The sequence below is a fragment of the Mycolicibacter heraklionensis genome, assembly GCF_001021505.1.
Taxonomy (GTDB): domain Bacteria; phylum Actinomycetota; class Actinomycetes; order Mycobacteriales; family Mycobacteriaceae; genus Mycobacterium; species Mycobacterium heraklionense.
Genome location: NZ_LDPO01000001.1, coordinates 533,035 through 554,375, shown reverse-complemented (window position 1 = coordinate 554,375; position 21,341 = coordinate 533,035). Strand labels below are relative to the sequence as shown.

The 21,341-nt window shown below is 68.0% G+C and carries 20 protein-coding genes; 16 read left to right on the top strand and 4 right to left on the bottom strand.

The features are described from left to right. Positions 1-10: 10 nt before the first annotated feature. Positions 11-1,702, top strand: coding sequence for an FAD-dependent oxidoreductase (locus tag ABW16_RS02730; RefSeq protein ID WP_047317525.1), 1,692 nt, complete (start codon positions 11-13; stop codon positions 1,700-1,702). A gap of 97 nt (positions 1,703-1,799) precedes the next feature. On the opposite strand, the gene ABW16_RS02725 is transcribed toward ABW16_RS02730, so the two are convergent. Then, positions 1,800-2,915: a citrate synthase 2 gene (locus tag ABW16_RS02725; protein WP_047317524.1), complete on the bottom strand. Its 1,116-nt coding sequence runs from the start codon at positions 2,913-2,915 to the stop codon at positions 1,800-1,802. Between the two features lie 85 nt (positions 2,916-3,000). Here ABW16_RS02725 and pdxH point away from each other — a divergent pair, with 85 nt between their 5' ends. The 12 genes from pdxH (at position 3,001) to ABW16_RS02660 (ending at position 12,979) form a co-directional block, all read left to right on the top strand. Then, positions 3,001-3,660 carry a pyridoxamine 5'-phosphate oxidase gene (gene pdxH / locus ABW16_RS02720; RefSeq protein WP_267878345.1) on the top strand — a complete coding sequence of 220 codons (660 nt, stop codon included), beginning with the start codon at positions 3,001-3,003 and terminating at the stop codon, positions 3,658-3,660. Positions 3,661-3,676: 16 nt separating this feature from the next. Continuing rightward, the gene (locus ABW16_RS02715) at positions 3,677-4,969 is read left to right on the top strand and encodes an MFS transporter (protein WP_047317523.1); all 1,293 of its coding nucleotides are present in this window, start codon (positions 3,677-3,679) and stop codon (positions 4,967-4,969) included. A 108-nt stretch (positions 4,970-5,077) separates the two neighbouring features. Continuing rightward, positions 5,078-6,376 (top strand): citrate synthase, encoded by a 1,299-nt coding sequence (locus ABW16_RS02710; protein WP_047317522.1) that lies wholly within the window; start codon positions 5,078-5,080, stop codon positions 6,374-6,376. Between the two features lie 5 nt (positions 6,377-6,381). Continuing rightward, entirely contained in the window at positions 6,382-6,750 is a 369-nt protein-coding gene (locus tag ABW16_RS02705) for an FKBP-type peptidyl-prolyl cis-trans isomerase (protein ID WP_047317521.1), read from the top strand. Further along, on the top strand, positions 6,751-7,257 hold the full coding sequence (arfA, locus tag ABW16_RS02700) for a channel-forming protein ArfA/OmpATb (RefSeq protein ID WP_047317520.1): 507 nt from the start codon (positions 6,751-6,753) through the stop codon (positions 7,255-7,257). It abuts the gene before it with no gap. An 81-nt stretch (positions 7,258-7,338) separates the two neighbouring features. Next, positions 7,339-8,418, top strand: coding sequence for a channel-forming protein ArfA/OmpATb (gene arfA, locus ABW16_RS02695; RefSeq protein ID WP_047317519.1), 1,080 nt, complete (start codon positions 7,339-7,341; stop codon positions 8,416-8,418). A 12-nt stretch (positions 8,419-8,430) separates the two neighbouring features. Next, on the top strand, positions 8,431-8,583 hold the full coding sequence (arfB, locus tag ABW16_RS26715) for a channel accessory protein ArfB (RefSeq protein WP_047317518.1): 153 nt from the start codon (positions 8,431-8,433) through the stop codon (positions 8,581-8,583). After that, positions 8,583-9,302 carry a channel accessory protein ArfC, sunset domain variant gene (gene arfC, locus ABW16_RS27075; protein WP_230987402.1) on the top strand — a complete coding sequence of 240 codons (720 nt, stop codon included), beginning with the start codon at positions 8,583-8,585 and terminating at the stop codon, positions 9,300-9,302. Before arfB ends, arfC begins: the two co-directional genes overlap by 1 nt. 207 nt (positions 9,303-9,509) lie before the next feature. Beyond that, positions 9,510-10,406, top strand: a complete 897-nt coding sequence (locus tag ABW16_RS02675; protein WP_047317517.1) for a metal-dependent hydrolase — start codon at positions 9,510-9,512, stop codon at positions 10,404-10,406. A 31-nt stretch (positions 10,407-10,437) separates the two neighbouring features. After that, positions 10,438-11,334: a metal-dependent hydrolase gene (locus ABW16_RS02670; RefSeq protein ID WP_047317516.1), complete on the top strand. Its 897-nt coding sequence runs from the start codon at positions 10,438-10,440 to the stop codon at positions 11,332-11,334. Next, entirely contained in the window at positions 11,331-12,236 is a 906-nt protein-coding gene (locus tag ABW16_RS02665; RefSeq protein WP_047317515.1) for an SDR family NAD(P)-dependent oxidoreductase, read from the top strand. The genes ABW16_RS02670 and ABW16_RS02665 overlap by 4 nt, the downstream gene beginning before the upstream one ends. 44 nt (positions 12,237-12,280) lie before the next feature. Then, complete coding sequence (locus ABW16_RS02660) at positions 12,281-12,979, top strand: TetR/AcrR family transcriptional regulator (protein ID WP_082133935.1); 699 nt, start codon at positions 12,281-12,283, stop codon at positions 12,977-12,979. Here the strand turns inward: ABW16_RS02660 and ABW16_RS02655 are convergent. Together ABW16_RS02655 and ABW16_RS02650 are read right to left on the bottom strand one after the other, a co-directional pair. Beyond that, on the bottom strand, positions 12,976-14,310 hold the full coding sequence (locus ABW16_RS02655; protein ID WP_047317721.1) for a sensor histidine kinase: 1,335 nt from the start codon (positions 14,308-14,310) through the stop codon (positions 12,976-12,978). The genes ABW16_RS02660 and ABW16_RS02655 overlap by 4 nt on opposite strands. A 17-nt stretch (positions 14,311-14,327) precedes the next feature. Further along, positions 14,328-15,029, bottom strand: a complete 702-nt coding sequence (locus ABW16_RS02650; RefSeq protein WP_109413587.1) for a response regulator transcription factor — start codon at positions 15,027-15,029, stop codon at positions 14,328-14,330. A 147-nt stretch (positions 15,030-15,176) separates the two neighbouring features. On the opposite strand from ABW16_RS02650, the gene ABW16_RS02645 reads away from it, so the two are divergent. The 3 genes from ABW16_RS02645 to ABW16_RS02635 all read left to right on the top strand — a co-directional run bounded on the left by ABW16_RS02645 (position 15,177) and on the right by ABW16_RS02635 (position 19,701). Further along, a complete protein-coding gene (locus ABW16_RS02645) occupies positions 15,177-16,892 on the top strand; it encodes an ABC transporter ATP-binding protein (protein WP_233424693.1) in 1,716 nt (571 codons plus the stop codon). Further along, positions 16,889-18,658, top strand: a complete 1,770-nt coding sequence (locus tag ABW16_RS02640; RefSeq protein WP_233424676.1) for an ABC transporter ATP-binding protein — start codon at positions 16,889-16,891, stop codon at positions 18,656-18,658. Before ABW16_RS02645 ends, ABW16_RS02640 begins: the two co-directional genes overlap by 4 nt. A 188-nt stretch (positions 18,659-18,846) precedes the next feature. Next, entirely contained in the window at positions 18,847-19,701 is an 855-nt protein-coding gene (locus ABW16_RS02635) for a DMT family transporter (protein WP_047317511.1), read from the top strand. Between the two features lie 155 nt (positions 19,702-19,856). On the opposite strand, the gene ABW16_RS02630 is transcribed toward ABW16_RS02635, so the two are convergent. Further along, complete coding sequence (locus tag ABW16_RS02630) at positions 19,857-21,335, bottom strand: carboxyl transferase domain-containing protein (protein ID WP_047317720.1); 1,479 nt, start codon at positions 21,333-21,335, stop codon at positions 19,857-19,859. Positions 21,336-21,341 lie beyond the last annotated feature (6 nt).

Here is a 21,341-nt window from a genome sequence, read left to right as displayed (position 1 = left end):
CGCTCAAGTCATGCCGCACGTTATCACCCAGGCGTGTTGTAACGACGCCTCGTGTGTGTTCGCCTGCCCGGTCAACTGCATTCACCCCACGCCGGACGAGCCCGACTTCGCCACGTCGGAGATGCTCTACATCGACCCCGACGCGTGTGTGGACTGCGGTGCCTGCGTGCGGGCCTGCCCGGTCGACGCGATCGTCCCGCATACCAAGGCGCTGGCCGAACAGTTGCCGTTCGTGGAGATCAACAGGTCGTTCTACCCGGAACGACCTGAAGGGGTGAAGCTGCCGCCGACCTCCAAGCTGGCGCCCATCCTGCCGGCCGCCGAGCTGCACCAGCGCGGCAAATATCCGCTGACCGTGGCTATCGTCGGCTCCGGCCCGGCGGCCATGTACGCGGCCGACGAGCTGCTGACTCAGCAGGGCGTGCTGGTGAATATGTTCGAGAAGCTGCCCACCCCTTACGGTTTGGTGCGTGCCGGCGTCGCCCCGGATCACCAGCGCACCAAGCTGGCCACCCGGCTGTTCGATGAGATCTCCTGGCGCCGTGGTTTCCAGTTCTTCCTCAACGTGGAGGTGGGCAAGCACCTGAGCCACGCGGACCTACTGCAGCACCACCACGCCGTGCTCTACGCCTCGGGTGCGCTGCACGACCGGCGGCTCGAGATCGACGGCATGGGTTTGCCCGGAACGGGCACGGCCACCGAGATCGTCGGCTGGTACAACGGCCATCCCGAGTTCACCGACCTGCCAGTCGATCTCAGCCACGAGCGGGTGGTGATCGTGGGCAACGGCAACGTGGCCCTCGATGTGGCGCGCATCCTCACCGCCGACCCGGATCGGCTGGCCCACACCGACATCGCCGACTACGCACTGGCAGCGCTGCGTGACTCGGCGGTCCAGGAAGTGGTGATCGTCGCCCGGCGCGGTCCCATTTCGTCTGCGTTCACGCTGCCCGAATTGGTGGGGCTCACGCAGACCGCCGAGGTGGTACTCGACGCCGAAGACCATGTCCGGGTACGCGATGACCTGGCGACCGTCCAGGACAACTTGACCCGGCAGAAACTGGAGATACTGACCAAGTTGGGGGACGCCTCGGCGCCGATCACCCGCCCGCGGATCCGATTCGCCTACGAGTTGACCCCGGGTCGAGTCCTCGGTGAGGACCGTTGCAGCGCAGTGGAATTCACTGTCACCGGGACCGACCAGGTGCGACGTATCGACGCCGGAATGGTGCTGTCTTCGATCGGCTACCACGGAACGCCCATCGCCGACCTGCCGTTCGACGACGCTGCCGGCGTCGTCCCCAACGAGGGCGGTCGCGTCATTGACCCGGCGACCGGCGAGCGAGTTCCGGGAGCCTACGTGTCGGGCTGGATCAAGCGCGGTACCAACGGTTTCATCGGCTCCAACAAGTCCGACTCGCTCAAGACGATCCAAACGCTGGCCGCTGACTACAACGCAGGCCTGCTGACCGAGCCGATAGCCGGACCGCGTGCGATCGCCCGAATGGTGCACGCCCACCAACCCGACGTCATCGACGCCGCCGGCTGGAAGGCGATCGACAAAGCAGAGATCGCCCGTGGCGAAGCGCAAGACCGGCCGCGGGTGAAGTTCACTCGCGTTCCGGACATGCTTGACGTGGTCAAAGACCACTCGGACCTGCCGCTGCTGCAGAACCTGCTCGGCGCACTGAAACGGCACTGACCCGCCGAACCCCACCGGCCCCGCCGAGCGTGTACTCCGTGCGAAAAATCGCGCAGAATCTCGCGCTGGTTACACGTTCGGCGCAAGGACAGCCGGGTCAGCTTTTGGTGACGTGCTCCCAGCCCGCAACGGATTCCGCGCTGCGCGGCCCCGGGCCCACGTAGATCGCCGATGGGCGCACCAGCTTGCCCAGCCGCTTCTGCTCCATGATGTGGGCGCACCAGCCCGCGGTGCGGCCACAGGTGAACATCGCCGGCATCATCGCCGCGGGCACCTCGGCGAAGTCGAGGATCACCGCCGCCCAGAACTCCACGTTGGTCTCGATGGCCCGGTCCGGGCGACGCTCCCGCAGCTCGGCCAGCGCCGCCTGTTCCAGCGCCGCGGCCACCTCGAAACGCGGGGCCGCCAGTCGCTTGGCGGTGGCCCGCAGCACTCGGGCGCGCGGGTCCTCGGCGCGGTATACCCGGTGGCCGAAGCCCATCAGCTTCTCGCGCCGGTCCAGGATGCCCTTGACCACCGCGCGCGCGTCACCGGTGCGCTCTGCCTCGGCGATCATCGGTACCACCCGCGCCGGGGCGCCGCCGTGCAGCGGGCCGCTCATGGCGCCGATCGCGCCGGACAGCGCTGCGCCGACGTCGGCGCCGGTGGAGGCGATCACCCGGGCGGTGAAGGTCGAAGCGTTCATTCCGTGCTCGGCCGCTGACACCCAGTAGGCGTCGATCGCCTCGGTGTGACGCGGGTCGGGCTCACCGCGCCAGCGGGTCATGAACCGCTCTGTGATGGTGGTGCACCTGTCGATCGCCTGCTGCGACACCGCAGACGCCTGCCCACGGGCCGACTGTGCGACGTAGGACAGCACCATCACCGACGCGCGGGCCAGCTGGTCGCGGGCGGTGGCGTCGTCGGTGTCCAGCAACGGCTTAAAGCCCCACTGCGGGGCCAGCATCGCCACCCCGGCCTGGGCGTCGACCCGGACGTCGCCGGTGCGTATCGGCAGCTCCAGCGGTTCGGCGGGCGCCAGCGGACGGTTGAAGTCGCCGTCGACCAGCAGGGCCCACACGTCGCCGAAGCCGACCTTGCCGGCCAGGTCCTCGACGTCGACGCCGCGGTAGCGGAGCGCCCCGCCGTCCTTGTCCGGTTCAGCGATTTCGGTAGTGAAGGCCACCGTGCCTTCCAAGCCGGCGACAAAGTTCTCCGGGACCGCAGCAGTCATACACCGGATTCTTCCACCCCGGTGCCGAGCCGTTGCTACCGGCCGGTAACGAGGGCTGGTCTGCGGCGAGGCGTAGCGTTGGGCGGTGCACAGGACGGGCCCAGACAACGAGCACCTGGCGGCGATGCGAGTGGAATACCAGGAGAAGGACAACAGCGGCGACCTCGACGCGGACTGGCTCGAGGCGGGCTGGGAGGTTTTGCTGCGCAACTGGATCGGCGATGCCGAGCGCGCCGGGATAGCCGAACCCAACGCCATGGTGCTGGCGACGGTCGAGGGCGGCCGCCCGGTCAGCCGCTCGGTGCTGTGCAAGAACCTCGACGAGAACGGCGTGACGTTCTTCACCGACTCCGACTCCGCCAAGGCCGCTGAGCTGGCCGCGACGCCCTACGCATCGGCGACGTTTCCCTGGTATCAGCTGGGCCGCCAAGTCCACATTCGCGGACCGGTCACCCAGCTCGCCGAATCGGTCAGCGCCGAGTACTGGGCGCACCGACCGCGGGCGTCCCAGTTGGGTTTCTGCGCGTCGCAGCAGTCGCAGCCGATCGCGTCGCGGGCCGCACTGCTGGCGCAGTTGGACGCGGTGACGGCCCAATTCTCCGGGGCCGAGTCGATCCCCGCGCCGCCGAACTGGCGCGGCTATCGGATCGCTCCCGAGGTGGTGGAGTTCTGGCAGGGCCGGGAAGGCCGGTTGCACAACCGGATTCGGGTGACCGGCGGGCGGGTGGAGCGGCTCCAGCCGTGAGTCCGGTGCCGCCGCGGTGAGGATCTTCGCCGACACCACCCCGCTGCGCAGCCCCGACTTTCGGCGGTTGTGGCTGGCCGGCATCCCGACCGTCATCGGGGCGAACCTGACCATCTTCGCGGTGCCGGTGCAGATCTATGCGCTGACCCGAAGCTCGGCCTACGTCGGGTTGTCCGGACTTTTCGCGTTGGTGCCGTTGGTCGTCTTCGGTCTGCTCGGCGGCGCGTGGGCCGACGCCATGGACCGCCGCAAGCTGCTGATCATCGCCTCCTGCGGGCTGGCGGTGGCGTCGCTGCTGTTGTGGGTGCAGGCCGCGGCTGCTTTCGACAACGTGTGGGTCGTGCTCGGACTGCTGGGCGTGCAGCAGGGGTTCTATGCGGTCAATTCCCCGACCCGGTCCGCGGCGATTCCGCGGCTGGTGGCCGGCCACGATCTGCCCGCCGCCAATTCGCTGAACATGACCGTCATGCAGTTCGGGGCGATCGTCGGCCCGCTGCTGGCCGGGCTGCTGCTCGGCTGGGTGGATCTGTCCACTCTGTACCTGATCGACACCGTGACCTGCATCTTCCCGATCTGGGCGACATTCCGGCTGGCTGCCATGCCACCGGTCGACTCGGCCGGCCCGTCCAGTTTCGGGATCGCGGCCGTGCTGGACGGATTCCGTTACCTGGCCGGCAACACCGTGGTGCTGATGTCGTTCGTCGTGGACCTGATCGCGATGATCCTCGGCATGCCCAGGGCGCTGTTCCCGCAGATCGCGAGCGCGGACTTCGGCGGGCCGGTCGAGGGCGGCACCGCCATGGCCCTGCTGGCCGCGGCGATGTCGGGCGGGGCGGTGCTGGGCGGGGTGTTCTCGGGGTGGCTGCCGCGGATCACCCGTCAGGGCCTGGCCGTGGTGGCTGCGATCGTGGTCTGGGGCGTTGCCATGATCGGCTTCGGGCTCGCGGTCGGCCACGGCGGAGGACATGCCGGCCGAGCGCTGTGGGTGGCGCTGGTGTTCCTGGCAGTCGGCGGCGCCGCGGACATGGTTTCGGCGGCCTTCCGATCGACGATGCTGCAGCAGGCCGCATCCGACGAGATCCGCGGCCGGCTGCAGGGGGTGTTCACCGTGATCGTCGCCGGCGGCCCCCGGCTCGCCGATGCCGTGCACGGTGCCGCCGGCGCAGTGGTGGGGACGGCCGCGGCGTCCGCCGGTGGCGGGGCCCTGGTGGTGGTGGGCGTGGTGCTTGCGGCCCTGGCAGCGCCCGCATTCCTGCGCTATCACCGGCCCGGTGATGTACGCCGGCCACCGTCACCGGAACGCCGATAGGAGATACCCCGGCCCCGGGCGGGCGCGCCGGCCCGGAACCGACTACCTTTTCCTATACACGTCCTATACGCCCAATCTGGTCAGCCGAATAGCGCAAAGGGGTTCCTTGTGGCCGCAACCGATGACACCGCCACTCTCCGGTATCCGGGCGGCGAGCTAGAACTGCCGATCGTCAAGGCGACCGAGGGGTCCGACGCGCTCGCCATTGGTTCGCTGCTCGCCAAGACCGGCTACACCACGTTCGACAATGGCTATGCCAACACCTCGCCGGTCAAGAGCGCCATCACCTACATCGACGGTGACGCCGGCATCCTGCGTTACCGCGGCTACCCGATCGAGCAGCTGGCCGAGAAGTCGACCTTTATCGAGGTCAGCTACCTGCTGATCTACGGCGAGCTGCCCACGTCCGAACAGTTGGCCGCGTTCACCGGCCGGATTCAGCGGCACACCATGCTGCACGAGGACCTGAAGCGGTTCTTCGACGGCTTCCCCCGCAACGCCCACCCGATGCCGGTGCTCTCCAGCGTGGTCAACGCGCTGAGCGCCTACTACCAGGACTCACTGGACCCGTCGGACAACGACCAGGTTGAGCTGTCGACCATCCGGCTGCTGGGCAAGCTGCCCACCATCGCCGCCTATGCCTACAAAAAGTCGGCCGGCCAGCCGTTCCTGTACCCGGACAACTCGCTGAGCCTGGTGGAGAACTTCCTGCGGATGACGTTCGGCCTGCCTGCCGAGCCCTACGAGGCCGACCCCGAGGTGGTCCGCGCCCTGGACATGTTGTTCATCCTGCACGCCGACCACGAGCAGAACTGCTCGACGTCGACGGTGCGGCTGGTGGGTTCCTCGCGGGCCAACCTGTTCACCTCGATCTCCGGTGGCATCAACGCGCTGTGGGGCCCGCTGCACGGCGGCGCCAACCAGGCGGTGCTGGAGATGCTGGAGCAGATCCGCGACGAGCAGAACGGCAACGTCACCGACTTCGTGCGCAAGGTCAAGAACCGCGAAGACGGCGTCAAGCTGATGGGCTTCGGTCACCGGGTCTACAAGAACTACGACCCGCGGGCGCGCATCGTCAAGGAGCAGGCCGACAAGATCCTCGGCAAGCTCGGCGGTGACGACGAGCTGCTCAACATCGCCAAGGACCTCGAAGAGGCCGCGTTGACCGATGACTACTTCGTCGAGCGCAAGCTCTACCCGAACGTCGACTTCTACACCGGCCTGATCTACCGGGCGATCGGTTTCCCGGCCCAGATGTTCACGGTGCTGTTCGCCCTGGGCCGGCTGCCCGGCTGGATCGCGCACTGGCGCGAGATGCACGACGAGGGCGACAGCAAGATCGGCCGGCCCCGTCAGATCTACACCGGCTACACCGAGCGCGACTACGTCGGCATCGGCGGACGATAACCACCATGACGAATCCGGCCAAGCCGCAGATCACCGTTCCGACCGGCCCGGCACCCGCCGAACTGGTCATCGAGGACATCGTCGTCGGGGAGGGCCCCGCGGCCGTACCCGGTGGGGTCGTCAACGTGCACTACCTCGGTGTCGACTACGACAGCGGCGCGGAGTTCGACAGTTCGTGGAACCGCGGCGAATCGCTGGAATTTCCGCTGGACGGGCTCATTGCCGGCTGGCAGGACGGCATCCCGGGAATGAAGGTGGGCGGCCGCCGTCAGCTGGTGATCCCGCCGGAGCTGGCCTACGGGCCGGACGGAACCGGGCACCCGCTGGCCGGCAAGACTCTGGTTTTTGTGATCGACCTGCTCGGCACCCGCTGAGTGCGTGCCCGGCTGATCGGCGCGGCGCTGGTAACGGTGCTGCTCGCTGCGATCGGTTACGGCCTGCTCGAACGCGCGCACCAACCCATCGGGGTCCCACAGCCCGCCGCTGGGCCGACAGCGTCGGTCCCGGTGTCAGTGATCCGTCGCGGCAGTGAGATCACCCTGGCCGGTGACGTGGCCGATCCTGCGGCCAAACGAGAGCTGTTGGACGCGGTGATCACCGCCAGCGACGACGTCACCGTCGTCGACCAACTCGGTGTGGCACCCGGAGCGGCGGCCGTGGACTTCTCCGTCGCGGCACCGGTGTTCGAGGCGGCCGCGGGTATCGGCGATTTCACCTTGGGGATCAACGGCGACACCGTCACGCTGGGCGGGACCGCGGCGAAGGCGGACGAGGCGGCGGCCGTTCAGACCGCGGCCGAGGACGCCTGGCCGCGGGCCCATATCGTCAACGAGCTCGTGACCAGCTCTCCGGGCGGGGGGAAGTCCACCAATAACGACTAATTGCCTCCATTGACAAATCGAAACTCCTACACTCGCGGTGTCCTGGACTCGCGGGTGTTTTTCGGTCTTCAAGGAGGATCCATGCCGGGCTCAGAAAATCGCACTGTGACTGGCTGGCGAAAGGTCTCGCGGTTCTACCGCCGGCCTCCCGGCTTCGGCTGGCTCTTGGCCCTGGTGACAATTCCGTTGCTACTGGCGCTGATCGGCTACGGAATAACCGATCGCTCCAAACTCGACATCAACGCGCCGAATATCAATGCGCCGAATGTCGCCGCGCCGTCGGTACCGAGTGTGAGCCTGCCGGCGTTGTCCTTCGCCCCGCTGGCGATTCTGCGCAACGGCAACGTCGTCACTCTCAACGGAGACGTGCCTGATATCGCCACGCGAACCGGACTGCTCGACATGCTCAAGGGCGTGTTCGGCAGCGGGATCGAACTCGTCGACAACCTGAACATCAAACCCGGCGTCAAGGTGCCCGACGTGGCCGCGCTCGGATCGTTGTTCAAAGCCGCGCTGACCATGCCGGACTTCAAATTCAAGATCGACGGCGACACCGTCACGCTGATCGGCACCGCGGCGTCCGAGGCGGTCAAGTCCGCCGTGACGGCGGCTGCGAAGGCGGCGTGGCCGAACCTCAACCTACTCAACAACATTCAGGTCTCGACTGAGGAGGTCCAGGCGGCCCCCAGCGCACCTGAGAGCCCGGCACCCACGCCGACACCGACGCCGACCCCGGCGCCGGCGCCCGCGCCATCGGGTAGCGCACCGGCGCAGACGCCGGCTCCGAGCCCGGCCGGTGACTGCGGCAACCTGCAGGCCGACATCACCGCGTTGATGAGCACGCCGGTCAGGTTCGTCACCAACGGCTACACGCTGGCGGTGGGCACCCAGCAGCAATTGAGCCGGGTGGCGGAGAAGTTGAAGGGATGCCACAACGCCCGCGTAGCGGTCAACGGCTACACCGACAACACCGGCAATGACGGCATCAACGTGCCGTTGAGCACCGCGCGCGCCAAGTCCGTCGCTGACTTCCTGGTGTCGCAGGGTGTCCCCGCCGACAGCGTCACGTCGAAGGGGTTCGGATCGGCCGACCCGGTCGCCAGCAACGCGACACCGGACGGCCGTGCCCAAAACCGTCGCGTCGCGATCACCGTTAGCTAAGGAGAATCTGCAATGGATTTCGTCATTCACTGGCTGTGGTATCTGCTGGCATTCGCGGTGGGCTCGGCGGTCGCCTGGTTGCTCACCATCGTCTCGATTCGCCGCACCAGCAAGGAAGAAGCCCTCGCGGCGCTTCCCGGCTCGCGTGAGATAGGAGCCCACTGATGCACGGCGTCAATTGCTGGTTGATGGGACTGTCATTTCTGCTGGGTCTGTTGTTGACCTTCGCTTTCACCATCCGGCGGGTCAAACGCGAGGTACCGGTGTCGGCGACCCTGGGTGCCGCCGGCGCCGCGGCCGGCGCACCCACAGCCCCCATCCCGTCCGCCGGTGCGGGCACCGGCGCGGGCTCGACGGCCAAGCTCACCGGCGGCACGCTTCCCTCGGAAGCCGAGACCACCACGATGGCGGTCGGCGGAGCGCCCTACGGCGTGGGCTCGGCACGCGCGGGTGCCGGCGGGGTCGGCCCGACCGGCTGGACGATCAAGGGCAACGAGGACTCGATGCTCTACCACACCACGGACAGCCCCTGGTATGACCAGACGATCGCCGAGGTGTGGTTCGCGGAGGAGAGGGCCGCCGAGGCAGCCGGATTCACCCGCTGGGACAAGGGCAGGGCGAAAGGCGGCGGTGCGGCCAAGCTGGTCGGCGGGGTCGAGGAGGTGCCGCCCGGGCCCTACGGTCCCGGGTCGACCAAGGCCGGCCCCGGCGGCAGCGGTCCGATCGGCTGGACGGTCAAGGGCAACGAGGACTCGATGCTCTACCACGGTCCGGCGAGCCCGGCCTACGACGCGACGGTCGCCGAAGTGTGGTTCAAGGACGAGGAGACGGCCGCAGCGGCCGGCTTCGCCCGTTGGGACAGTTGGCGCAAGAAGAAGAAGTAACGCCGCCGGTGAGGTCTGCTGACAGTTGAAACCTCACCGGTGTGCCCACCATGTCCCCGTGCTGTGACCAGCAGGGTTGAGTCGCCGCTGCGCTAACCCGGGGCCGCCGGGCCGAATTCCCTTAGGTCTTGTGCGGCCGGTTCCGCGGGCGTACCGTACCTAGTACTTACAGTACTAGGTACTGAACGTCTGACTAAGGCGGTCATCATGGCGAACGGGCATTCGGGCAAAGCCGCGGTCGCGGCCGCCCCGGCAGGCGCCAAGCCCAGCTACCCCAAGACTCGGCGGCTCCGCTTCAACTTCGGGGAAGGTGCTGCGTCCGGCAAATACTTCGTCGACGACGACATCGTGTTCAGTCACTTCGTGGCTGGGCTCTCGGGTGGTTTCCCGCCGGGGGAGGAAGGTTTCATCCGATCGGTGCGGCATTTCACCGATCAGATCTCGGATCCGGTGTTGAAGAAGCGGGTGGCCGGATTCATCGGCCAGGAATCCACGCATGGGCAGGAGCATCGTCGGCTGAACGACAAACTTGTCGCCATGGGATATCCCATCGCGTGGTGGGATTCGGAGCCGATGGAGAAAAGACTGCTCTGGCTCGAACGCCGGCTGGGCCGTTATGGGCATCTGGCGCTGACCGCGGCCGCGGAGCATTACACCGCCGTTCTTGCACAACGCATCCTCTCCAGCGACGAACTGCAGGAGATTCCGGGCGACGCGGAAGTATGGAACCTGCTGAACTGGCATGCGCTGGAAGAACTTGAACACAAATCGGTGGCGTTCGACGTCTATCGCGCGATGGGCGGTTCGGAGCGTGTCCGTATCGAGGTGATGGCGGTACTGGGCGTCGTCGCGCTCCCGATCGTCGTGACGGCCTTGGCGGTATCGCTGGCCCGCGACCCGAACGCCCGACGACAGCCGCTGCGGCTGGTCCGCGAAGCCCATGCACTGTTCCGCGGGCCGATATTCAAGGGTGCCGCACGTGAACTGGCGAAGTACCTGCGGCCGGGATTCCACCCGGATGACATCGATACCGGCCGGATCCTCGACCAGTGGCGGCGCGAGCTTTTCGGCGCCGATGGCGTTTTGGTGGATCACCTGAAATAACCCGTCCAGCGCGGCCCAAGGAGAGGGATACATGGTTGCCAACCGGCTAACGACAGTCACCCAAGCTGCAGCGCCTGCGCCCCCGTACCCCAAGGTACGGCGGATCAAGTTCCATTTCGGGGAACCGCAACCGATGAATCACCACTTCGTCGAGGGTGACATCGTGTTCAGCCACCTGGTGGCAATGCTGTCGGCGGTGTTTCCGCCCGGGGAGGAGTCCTTCATCCGGTCGGTTCGCAGGTTTGCCGATCGGGTCACCGATCCCACGTTGAAGAAGCGGGTGGCGGCGTTCATCGGCCAGGAGTCGGTCCACGGCCAGCAGCATCGGGCGCTCAACGAGAAGCTCATCGCGATGGGATATCCGTTGGTGCGACTCTTCACGTTCCCGCATGACAGCAGGCGTCAGCGAATGATCCTGCGATTCGAGAACCGGACACCGGGGCTGGTCCATCTGGCGATGACCGCCGCCGCGGAGCACTACACGGCGACGCTGGCCGACCGGGTGCTGTCGCGCAAGGAGATTCAGGCCATCCCCGGTGATCCCGAAGTGTGGAACCTGCTCAACTGGCATGCGACCGAGGAACTGGAACACAAGTCGGTGGCGTTCGACGTGTATCGGACGGTCGGCGGCCCGGAGTGGATCCGGATCGGGGTGATGGCCGTGATGTACGAGGTGACCATTCCCATCACCACGGCGCTGGTGATGATGTCCATCCTGACCGATCGGCGTGGCTGGCGTCCGATCAAAGTGCTGCGCCAGACCTACGGCGTGTTCCGCGGCCCGCTGGTCAAGGGGCTGATGGCAGACCTGCGCGTCTACATGAGACCCGGCTTCCATCCCGACGACGTCGACACCGATCAGCTGGTTGCGCAGTGGCGAGACGATCTGTTCGGCGCCCAGGGCGCCCTGGTGGATCACCTCAAGTGAAGATCAACGGATTCCGGCCGCGGCTGGCGGTGGTCACCGGCGCCGGCAGCGGTATCGGACGCGCCACGGCGATCAAACTCGGCAAGCTGGGCGCCCATGTGGTGGTGTCCGACATCGACGTGGAGGCGGCGTCGGCCACCGCGGCGACCATCCGCGGCAACCGGCACAGTGCCTCGGCAGCACAACTCGACGTCACCGACGCTGACGCATGGGAGGTGTTCGCCCTTGACGTGCTCGCCGAACACGGGTGCGCCGATCTGCTGGTCAACAATGCCGGCATGCTGGTGGCCGGCCCGTTTCTGGAGCTCAGCCCGGAAGACTGGGACCGCCAGCTGAAAGTCAACCTGATGGGAGTGGTTCACGGCTGCCGGGTTTTCGGTGCGCAGATGGTCGAGCGGGGCAGCGGCCACATCGTCAACATCGCCTCGGCGGCGGCATTCACCCCGACTTCGGTGATGGCCCCGTACTCGGTGTCCAAGGCGGGGGTCAAGATGCTGACCGAATGCCTGCGGCTAGAGCTCGGGCCAAAAGGTGTCGGGGTCAGCGCCATCTGTCCGGGCGTGATCAACACCAGCATCGGCGAAAACTCGGTGACCGTCGGCGTCGACGAAGAACTGAAGGAGCGCGGTATCGCGGCCCAACGGAAGTTGCAAGAACTCGCCGAAAGCCTTCCGTTCGCTCCGATGAGTCCTGATCTCGTTGCCCGGGCCGTGGTGCGGGCCGCGCGGTTCGATCTCGCGATCGTGCCGGTGCGCACCGAGGCCTGGCTGGGCTACTTCATGCTGCGTATCGCACCCGGTGTCAATCGACGCATGGCTCAGCCGTTCTCGGTGGAGACGCTGGAGAAACTCGGCGCGCGGTTCTTGGATCGACTGGGAAAGCGAATACCACAATTGCGGTAAGGCATGAGCGAGGTAGCGGGTTCATGCGGATTACCATGGCAGTCATGTCGACGGATGCGGCTTCTGGCCGCGGGCGGCTGCCCGCATTGACGGGAGACGCTCGGAGCGATCGTTGGCGTGAGCACCGGGCCGCGGTGCAGGCTGACTTGATCGAAGCCACCCTTCGCGCAATCGAAAAGTACGGTCCGGACCTGTCTATCGACGATGTCGTCAAGACCGCCGAAGTGCCCCGCCCGAAGCTGTATCGATTCTTTGGGGACAAGGACACCCTTTTCCGGGCAGCGGCTGCACGGGTGCAGGAACTGGTTATCGAGCACGTGGTGCCGCGCTTCGACTTTGCCGGCACCGCGCAGCAGATGGTCCGCTCGGCATTGACCGCCTATGTCGACTTGGTGGATGAGCGGCCCAACCTCTTTCGATTTCTGGTCGGCTCCCATTTCCGCGACGGGCGTTCTGCGACCGATCTGATCGACGGAGGCCGACCGCTGTCGGACGCGACGGTTGGCGTCTGGGCGCAGATCATCGGCGCCCGCAGCGGCGACAGTACGAACCTGGAATACGTTGTCGACGCCGCTCTCGGGGCGGTGGCGCTGGGCGTGCTGCGTTGGCTGAACACCCCGACAATCAGCAAAGCCGTGCTGGTGGAACAGCTCAGCACTTTCCTCTGGGGCGCGCTGTCCGCGACCGCAGCCGCACGGGGGGTTGTCTTCGATCCCGGCGAGAAGCTGCTGAGGACGAATTAGCGCGGCGGCGGCAGCCGCAGCAGCAGGCGCACCCCGCCGAGCGGACTGTCTTCCAAAGACGCTGTGCCGCCGTGTAATTCGGCCTGCTGAGCCACCAGCGCCAACCCGAGACCGGACCCCGAGTGTGACGCCGTCGATCCCCGGGAGAACCGCTCGAAGACGACGCGGCGCTCTTCCTCGGGGACCCCGCCGCCGTTGTCGTCGATGGCGATCTCGACGCCTTCGCGTGAGGTGACCGCCGACAACTGCACCTGGGTCGCACCGCCGTGCTTGACCGCGTTGGCGATCGCGTTGTCCACGGCCAGCCGCAGGCCCGCCGGCAACCCGACGATGATGCAGGTCGGCGACGGCACCAACGAGACATTCAGGTCGGGGAAGACCCGCATCGCGTCGTGGGCCGCCCGGTCGAGCAGATCGGTGATGTCCACCGGCACGTGATCGTCGGAGGTGGACAATTCGCCCTGCGCGAGGCGCTCCAGGGCCGACAGCGTCGCCTCGATCCGCGTCTGGGTCCGCACCACGTCGTTGAGAACTTCCTTGCGCTGGTCGTCGGGCAGATCCAAGGTGGTCAGCACCTCGAGGTTGGTGCGCATCGCGGTCAGCGGGGTGCGCAGCTCATGGGAGGAGACCGCGGCGAAGTCGCGTGCGGAGGCCAGCGCCTCCTTGGTCCGGTCCTGCTCGGTCCAGATCCGCTGCAGCATGCCGCGCATCGCCTCGGCGATCTCGACCGCCTCGGTGGCGCCGCGCACCTCGATGTCGGGTCGTTCGTCGCCGGCGTCGATCGATCGGGCCTGCTGCGCCAGCCGCCGCAGGGGGCGCACCGCGAACGCCGTCAGCAGCCAGCCCAACAGCGCGGCCGCGCCGATCGCGGCCGTACAGAGCAGGATCACCCGGCGGTGCAGGTTGTTGGTGTCGGCGAGGGTGGCGTCGTAGGTGGCGCCGACGGCCAGCGACCGCGGCCCCGGGCCGGGGATGTCGACGGTGCGCACCCGGTAGCGCACGCCGTCGATCTCGGTGTCGGCGTAGCCCGGCTCCAGTTCCGGCAACACCACCGCGGAGTTCGACGTCACTTCATTGGCCCGCCGCAGCGTGATGACCGCGTCGCTGGCACCGGCCGATCGGGGCAGTTCACCCAAGCCGATCAGCGGGACGGTCAGGCCGGCCGCCTCGTCGAGCCGCCGGTCCAGCCAATACTTACGGTCATTGGTGATACCGACCCACACGATGGCGCCGATGATGACCGTCACGATCGCGGTGCCGATCGCCGTCGCCAGCATCACCCGGGTCCGCAGTGACGGTGTCCTGGCGAAGATGCGCCGCAGCAGCTTCATGGCGTTCATGGTGGTCCTCACTGCGTTCGCAGGACGAAGCCGACCCCGCGCACGGTGTGCAGCAGCCGCGGAGCGCCACCGGCCTCCAGCTTGCGTCGCAGATAGCCGATGAACACGTCGACGACGTTGGTGTCGGCGGCGAAGTCGTAGCCCCAGACCAGCTCGAGCAGCTGCGCCCGCGACAACACCGCGGTCTTGTGTTCGGCGAGCACGGCCAACAGGTCGAACTCCCGCTTGGTCAGGTCCACGTCGACACCCTTGACCCGGGCGCGGCGGCCCGGGATGTCGACCTCCAGCGGGCCCACCGTGATGGTCTCCGAGGAGGAACTGGCCGCCGACCCGCGCCGCCGCAGCATCGCCCGCACCCGGGCCACCAGCTCGGCGAGCACGAACGGCTTGACCAGGTAGTCGTCGGCTCCGGCCTCCAGCCCGGCGACCCGGTCGTCGACCGAACTGCGGGCGGACAACACGCAGACCGGCACGTCGTCGCCCATTGCCCGCAACGCCGTCACCACACTGACGCCGTCGAGAACCGGCATGTTGATGTCGAGCACGATGGCGTCGGGACGAGCCTCCTTGGCGCTGCGCAACGCCTCGGCGCCGTCGGCCGCCGTCGCCACCTCGAAACCGGACAGTCGCAGTCCGCGTTCCAGCGAGGCGAGCACATCGGAGTCGTCGTCGACGACCAAGACTCGGGGTGAGGCAGCGGCGTTGTCCATGACCGCCATTTTGCCTGAACGTGGCCGTTAAGCGCGGGACGTGCCGCGGGTCGCCGCCATCGATCTAGGGTCGAGTCCGTGACCTCGGCTTCGGCGCTGCGCAGCCTGCTGCCCTACCTGCGGCCCTACCGGGTGCGGTGGATCACCATGGTGACGGTGGCCGTGCTCTGCCTGGCCGCCGCTGTGATCATCCCGCTGATGACCAAGGCCGTCATCGACGGCCCGGTGCTGCACCATGACCAGCCCGGCCTGTGGATGCTGGGCACGGCGGCAACCGCGCTGGGGGTCATCGAGGCGCTGCTGTGGTTCGTGCGGCGCTGGCTGATCGCGCACGGCACCATGGGCGTGGAAGCCGACATCCGCAAGGACCTGTATGGCCGGCTGCAGATTCTGCCGCTGAGCTTTCATGGCCGTTGGCAGTCCGGCCAGCTGCTGTCGCGGATCATGAACGACCTTTCCGCCGTGCGCCGCTTCCTGTCGTTCGTGGTGGTGTTCCTGGTCCTCAATACGGTGCAGATCATCGTGGTGACGACGATTCTGCTGGTGCTGTACTGGCCGCTGGGCGTGGTGGTATCCGCGTCGCTCGTGCCGGTGATGCTGGCCATCCAGCACTTCCGCCGCCAGTACACCCGGCTGACCCGCCAAGCGCAGGACCAGGCCGGCCAGGTGGCCACCGTCGTCGAGGAGTCCGCGGTGGGCCTGCGCACCATCAAGGCGTTCGGACGTGAGGACTACGTGTTCGCGCGCTTCGATGCCCAAGCCGCACGGCTGCGCGACCTGGGCGTCGACAAGGTGGTGGTGTCGTCGAAGTTCTGGACGCTGCTGGAGGTGATCCCCAACTTCACACTGATCTCGGTGGTCGCGGTCGGCGCGTACGCCGCCGGGCACCACCTGGTCACCATGGGCACGCTGGTCGCGTTCATCACGCTGATGTTGTCGCTGATCTGGCCGCTGTCGGCGCTGGGCTTCCTGCTGTCGGCCACCCACGAGGCGATGACCGCCGCCGATCGGATCACCGAGATATTCCGGGCGCCCCCGGAGATCACCGACGGCGACGACCCGGTGCCACCGTCGGGCCGGCTGGAGTTGCGCGGCGTCGGATTCCGGTTTGCCGCTGAAAAAGACACCGCCGGCCCGTGGGTGCTGCGCGGGGTCGATCTCACCGTCGAACCCGGCGAGACCGTCGCCCTGGTGGGCGCCACCGGCTCCGGGAAGTCGGTGCTGGCGATGCTGCTGTCCCGGCTCTATGACGTAGATGAGGGACAGATCCTCATCGGCGGCCGGGACATCCGGACGCTGACGCTGGCGGCGTTGCGCTCGGCGGTGGTCACGGCCTTCGACGACCCCACCCTGTTCTCGATGTCGGTGGCCGAGAACCTGCGGCTGGGGCGGCCCGATGCCGACGACGCGGAACTGGCCCGGGCCCTGGCCGTGGCGTCGGCAGATTTTGTCTATGACCTGCCGTCCGGTCTGGACACCCGGATCGGGGAGCAGGGCATGAGCCTGTCGGGTGGGCAGCGCCAACGGCTGTCGCTGGCGAGGGCCCTGGTGGCGGCGCCGACGATCCTGGTGCTCGACGACACGCTGTCTGCCCTGGATGTGCACACCGAGGCCGCCGTGACCGACGCGCTGCGCCGGGTGCTGCGAACCGGACCGCGCCCGATCACCGCGCTGGTGGTGGCCAACCGGGCGTCCACCGTGGCACTGGCCGATCGGGTGGCGTTGGTCGAGGACGGGACCATCACCGCGGTCGGCACTCACGCCGAGCTGCTGGCCGAGGTGCCGCGATACCGCTACCTGCTGGCGGCCGACGACGAGCTCGACGACGGCGCCGAACACCTCGTCGACTGGGCGCGGCGGTGACGGCCGACCCGGGCCGGGCCGCGGCGCGGGCCCTGCTGTGGTCGCTGCTGCGCCCCTACCGCGGCGCGGCGCTGCTGCTGGCGCTGGCCATCGTGGTGGAAAACGCTGCCCGGCTGGCGGTTCCGCTGCTCGCGCAGCGCGGCATCGACCGCGGTATCCCGCCGATCGCCGAGGACGGCTCGACCCGGCAGCTGAGCGTGATCGTGGCTGCGCTCGCGGTCGTCGTACTCACCCAAGCCGGCACCCGGATGGTCTTCCTGCAGTGGTCGGGCAAGATCGGGCAGCAGGTGCTGCTGGAATTGCGGCGACGGGTATTCCGTCACTTCCAGCACCTGGACGTGGGGTTTCACGAGCGCTACACCTCCGGCCGGGTGGTCAGCCGGCTGACCAACGACGTCGACGCGATCCAAGAGATGCTGCAGTCCGGACTCGACGGACTGGTCAGCGCCGCACTCACGATGGCAGGCACCGCGGTGCTGCTCATCATGTTGGACTGGCGGCTCGGCCTGATGTGTCTGACCGCCTTCCCGGTGCTGGTGGTGCTACTGCGGTGGTTCCAGGACGAGTCCGCCAAGACCTACACCGCGGTCCGCGAGCATGCGGCGCGGGTGATCGTGCAGTTCACCGAGACCATGACCGGAATCAAGGCGGTACAGGCCTATCGCCGTGAGGCCCGCAATCAGCAGATCTTCACGGAAGTCGCCGACCGCTACCGTGCGGTGAACGAGAGGGCGTTCAAACTGGTCGCGATCTTCTCGCCCGGCATCAAACTGGTCGGCAACCTCACTACCGGTGTGGTGCTCCTCTACGGGGGCTGGCGAGTTCTGCACGGGCACATGACGATCGGGACATTCACCGCGTTCCTGCTCTATCTGCGGATGTTCTTCGACCCGATGCAGGACATCAGCCAGTTCCTCAACATCTTCTCCTCGGCGACCGCGGCGCTGCAGAAACTGGCCGGGGTGCTGGCTGAAACGCCCGCCGTCACCGACCCGCCCGGCCCGCAGACCGCGGACGTAGCCGATCAGGTGCGCGGTGAGATCGCCTTGCGCGACGTGCATTTCGGCTACCGGGATGGACAGTCGGTGCTGGACGGGTTATCGCTGAACATCCCGGCCGGCCAGACCGTCGCGCTGGTCGGCAGCACCGGCGCCGGCAAGTCCACCATCGCCAAGCTGATTGCCCGGTTCTACGACCCGGTGTCGGGAGCGGTGACCCTTGACGGCGTCGACCTGCGTGCGTTTACCCAGGCGGCGCTGCGTCGCCACGTGGTGATGGTCACCCAGGAAAACTTCCTGTTCACCGGGACGGTCGCCGACAACATCCGCTTCGGCCGCCCAGGCGCGACCGACGCCGAGGTGGTTGCCGCGGCGACGAGCGTGGGCGCCGACACGTTCATCACCGCCCTGCCGGATGGCTACGACACCGACGTCGCCAAGCGGGGTGGGCGGCTCTCGGCCGGTCAGCGCCAGCTGGTCGCGTTCGCGCGGGCCTTCCTGGCCGACCCGGCGGTACTGATCCTCGACGAGGCGACGTCGTCGCTGGACATCCCCGGCGAGCGGATGGTGCAGAAGGCGCTGCGCAGCGTACTGGCCCAGCGGACCGCGCTGGTGATCGCCCACCGGCTCTCCACGGTCGAGATCGCCGACCGGGTTCTGGTGATCGAGGGCGGGCGCATCGTCGAGGACGGCCCACCGGCCGAGCTGATCCGCGCTGAGGGGCACTACGCCGCCCTGCATGGCGCGTGGCTGCGCTCGTTGGCCTGAGCGGCCCGTGCTGCCTGCGCGGCTGGGTTAAATGCAGGTGAATTTTAAAGCACTGACCTGCGAACATGGGGACGTGGGCCGCAAAGATCCCGCAAACGCAGGAGTTTCCAAGCAAACTGCCCACTTAGGCTTTCCGCCGTGATCGTCACATCCAACGTTAAGGCCACCATCGCCGCCAAGGCAGCTGCGTGATCGGTTCACCCACCGCGCAGGGACTGGCGTTGGCGTCGGCCACCAGTTTCGGGATCAGCGACTTCGTGGGCGGTGTCGCGTCGCGGCGGGTCGCCGCGCTGCGGGTGGTGTTGGTGTCCACCCCGGTCTCCATGGTGATGCTCGGAATGCTCGCCATGATCGGCGGCGGGCACATCACGACCAGCACCGTCGTCTTGGGCATGTTCGGTGGGCTCAGCCAGGCCCTGGGCATCTGGTGGTTCTACGCCGCCATGGCCGCCGGCCCGATCTCGGTGGTGTCGCCGCTGGCCGCGGTGGTGGATGCCAGCGTGCCGGTATGCGTCGGGCGGATCCTGGGGGAGCGGCCCGGCCTGCTTGCCAGCGCAGGTATCGCGGTGGCATTGGGCGCGGTGGTGTTGATCAGCTGGCATGCCGGCGACGACGGCGTCCATCGGCCGGGACTCACCCACCGCGTGCTCTGGTTGACCGTTGCCTCAGGGGTGGCCCTGGGGCTGAACTTCGTCTTTCTGGATCGCACGCCGTCGGATTCCGGGCTGTGGCCGCTGTTGTTCGCGCGTGGCGCGGCCACCGTCCTGGTGATCGTCGTCGCGGCGGCCAGCCGCAATCTCCGGGTCCCGTCGGGGACACCGCTGCGGCTGGCGTTCCTGATCGCGCTGCTCGACACCGCCGCCAACGTCACCATGCTGTTCGCCTTGAAGCATGCGCTGCTGTCACTGGCCAGTGTGCTGATCTCGCTGTACCCGGCCGCCACCGTGATCTTGGCGGTCGTCTTGCTGGGGGAGCGGGTGCGTCTCCGGCAGGTGATGGGGATGGTGCTGGCGGGAGTGGCCGTCGCAATGATCACCGGGTAGCCGGCCGCTAGCGCCCGGCTGGGGGAACAGCAGAGTTGCCCGCCTTTGCGCGACAACTGCGGCTGCCCGGCGGGTCCCACTGCCACTTGTCGCGCAAAGCCGGGCAACTATCCCTATGAGTCCAGCCGGGACGCACTACGAAGTCCAGCTGGACCTCAACCTGGGAGCCCGATCCGGCGGTAGCGCTCCAACCGGGCCGCCATCCGCTGCTCGGTGGGCACCCCGCGCAGCGCGGCCAGCTCGACGGCGATGGCCTGCGACATTCGCTTGGCGAAGTCGATCGGCTCCTCGGCGGCGTCCGGGTGCTCGCCCACGACCACATCCACGATCCCGTGGGCCCGCAGATCCGCCGAACGGATGCCCTGCGCGGCGGAGAGTTCCGGGGCGTGCCGGGTATCGCGGAACACGATGGCGCTGGCCCCCTCGGGCGGCAGCGGCGCCAGCCAGCCGTGCAACGCCGCCAGCACCCGATCCGCCGGCACCATCGCCAGCGCCGGACCGCCGCTGCCCTGGCCCAGCAGCACCGACACCGTCGGCACCTCAAGCGTGACCAGCTCAGCCAGGCACGCCGCGATCTGGGCCGCCAATCCGCCCTGCTCGGCCTCCACCGACAGCGCGGGCCCCGGGGTGTCGATAGCCAGCACCAGCGGCAGCCGCAGGCCCGCGGCCAGCGCCATGCCGCGGCGAGCGTCGCGCAGCGCAACCGGGTCGGTCAGCCGATCGGCCCCGCGCAGCTGTCCCAACACCACGGCGGGCTGGCCGCCGAAGCGCGCCAACGCCAGCAGGATCGTGGCACCGCGTTCGGTGCTGCCGGTGCCCGACAGGAAGACCCGCTCGGTGGCGCCGTGCCGCAGCAGAAACCCCACGCCCGGCCGGTCCGGACGCCGCGACGCGCGCACGGAGTCCCACGCCGGGATGTCGGGAATCGGCTCGGCGGCCGGCGTCGGGGGCGCAGGACCGGGATCGTCGAGCATCACCTTCAGCGCCCGCGCGCAGATGCGCCGCAGCCACTTCAGCGGGATGACCCCGTCGATCACGCCGTATGCCTGCAGGTTCTCGGCGGTCTGGACGCCCGGCGGGAACGGGGCACCGTAAAGCTGTTCGTAGACCCGCGGCCCCAGGAAGCCCACCAACGCCCCCGGCTCGGCCAGTGTGACGTGCCCCAGCGAACCCCAGGAGGCAAACACTCCGCCGGTGGTGGGGTGGCGCAGGTACACCAGGTAGGGCAGGTGGGCACGTTTGTGCAGCTCGACAGCGGCGGCGATCTTCACCATCTGCAGGAATGCGACGGTGCCTTCCTGCATCCGGGTGCCGCCCGAGCTCGGCGACGCCAGCAGCGGCAGTCGCTCTGCGGTGGCCCATTGGACGGCGGCGGTGATCCGCTCGGCGGCCGCCACCCCGATGGAACCGGCCAGGAAGTCGAAGTCGCTGGCGATCACCGCAACCCGGCGGCCGTTGATCCGCCCCTCCCCGGTAAGGACCGCCTCGTCGCGGCCGGTGGCAGCCCGCGCCGCGGCCAGCTCGGCGGCATAACTGTCGCTGATCGGCACGGCCAGCGGCGCGGCTTCCCAACTGAGGAAAGAGTCGCGGTCCAGCACCGCGTCGCGCAGTTCGTCGGCCCCGATCCGGCTCACACCGAA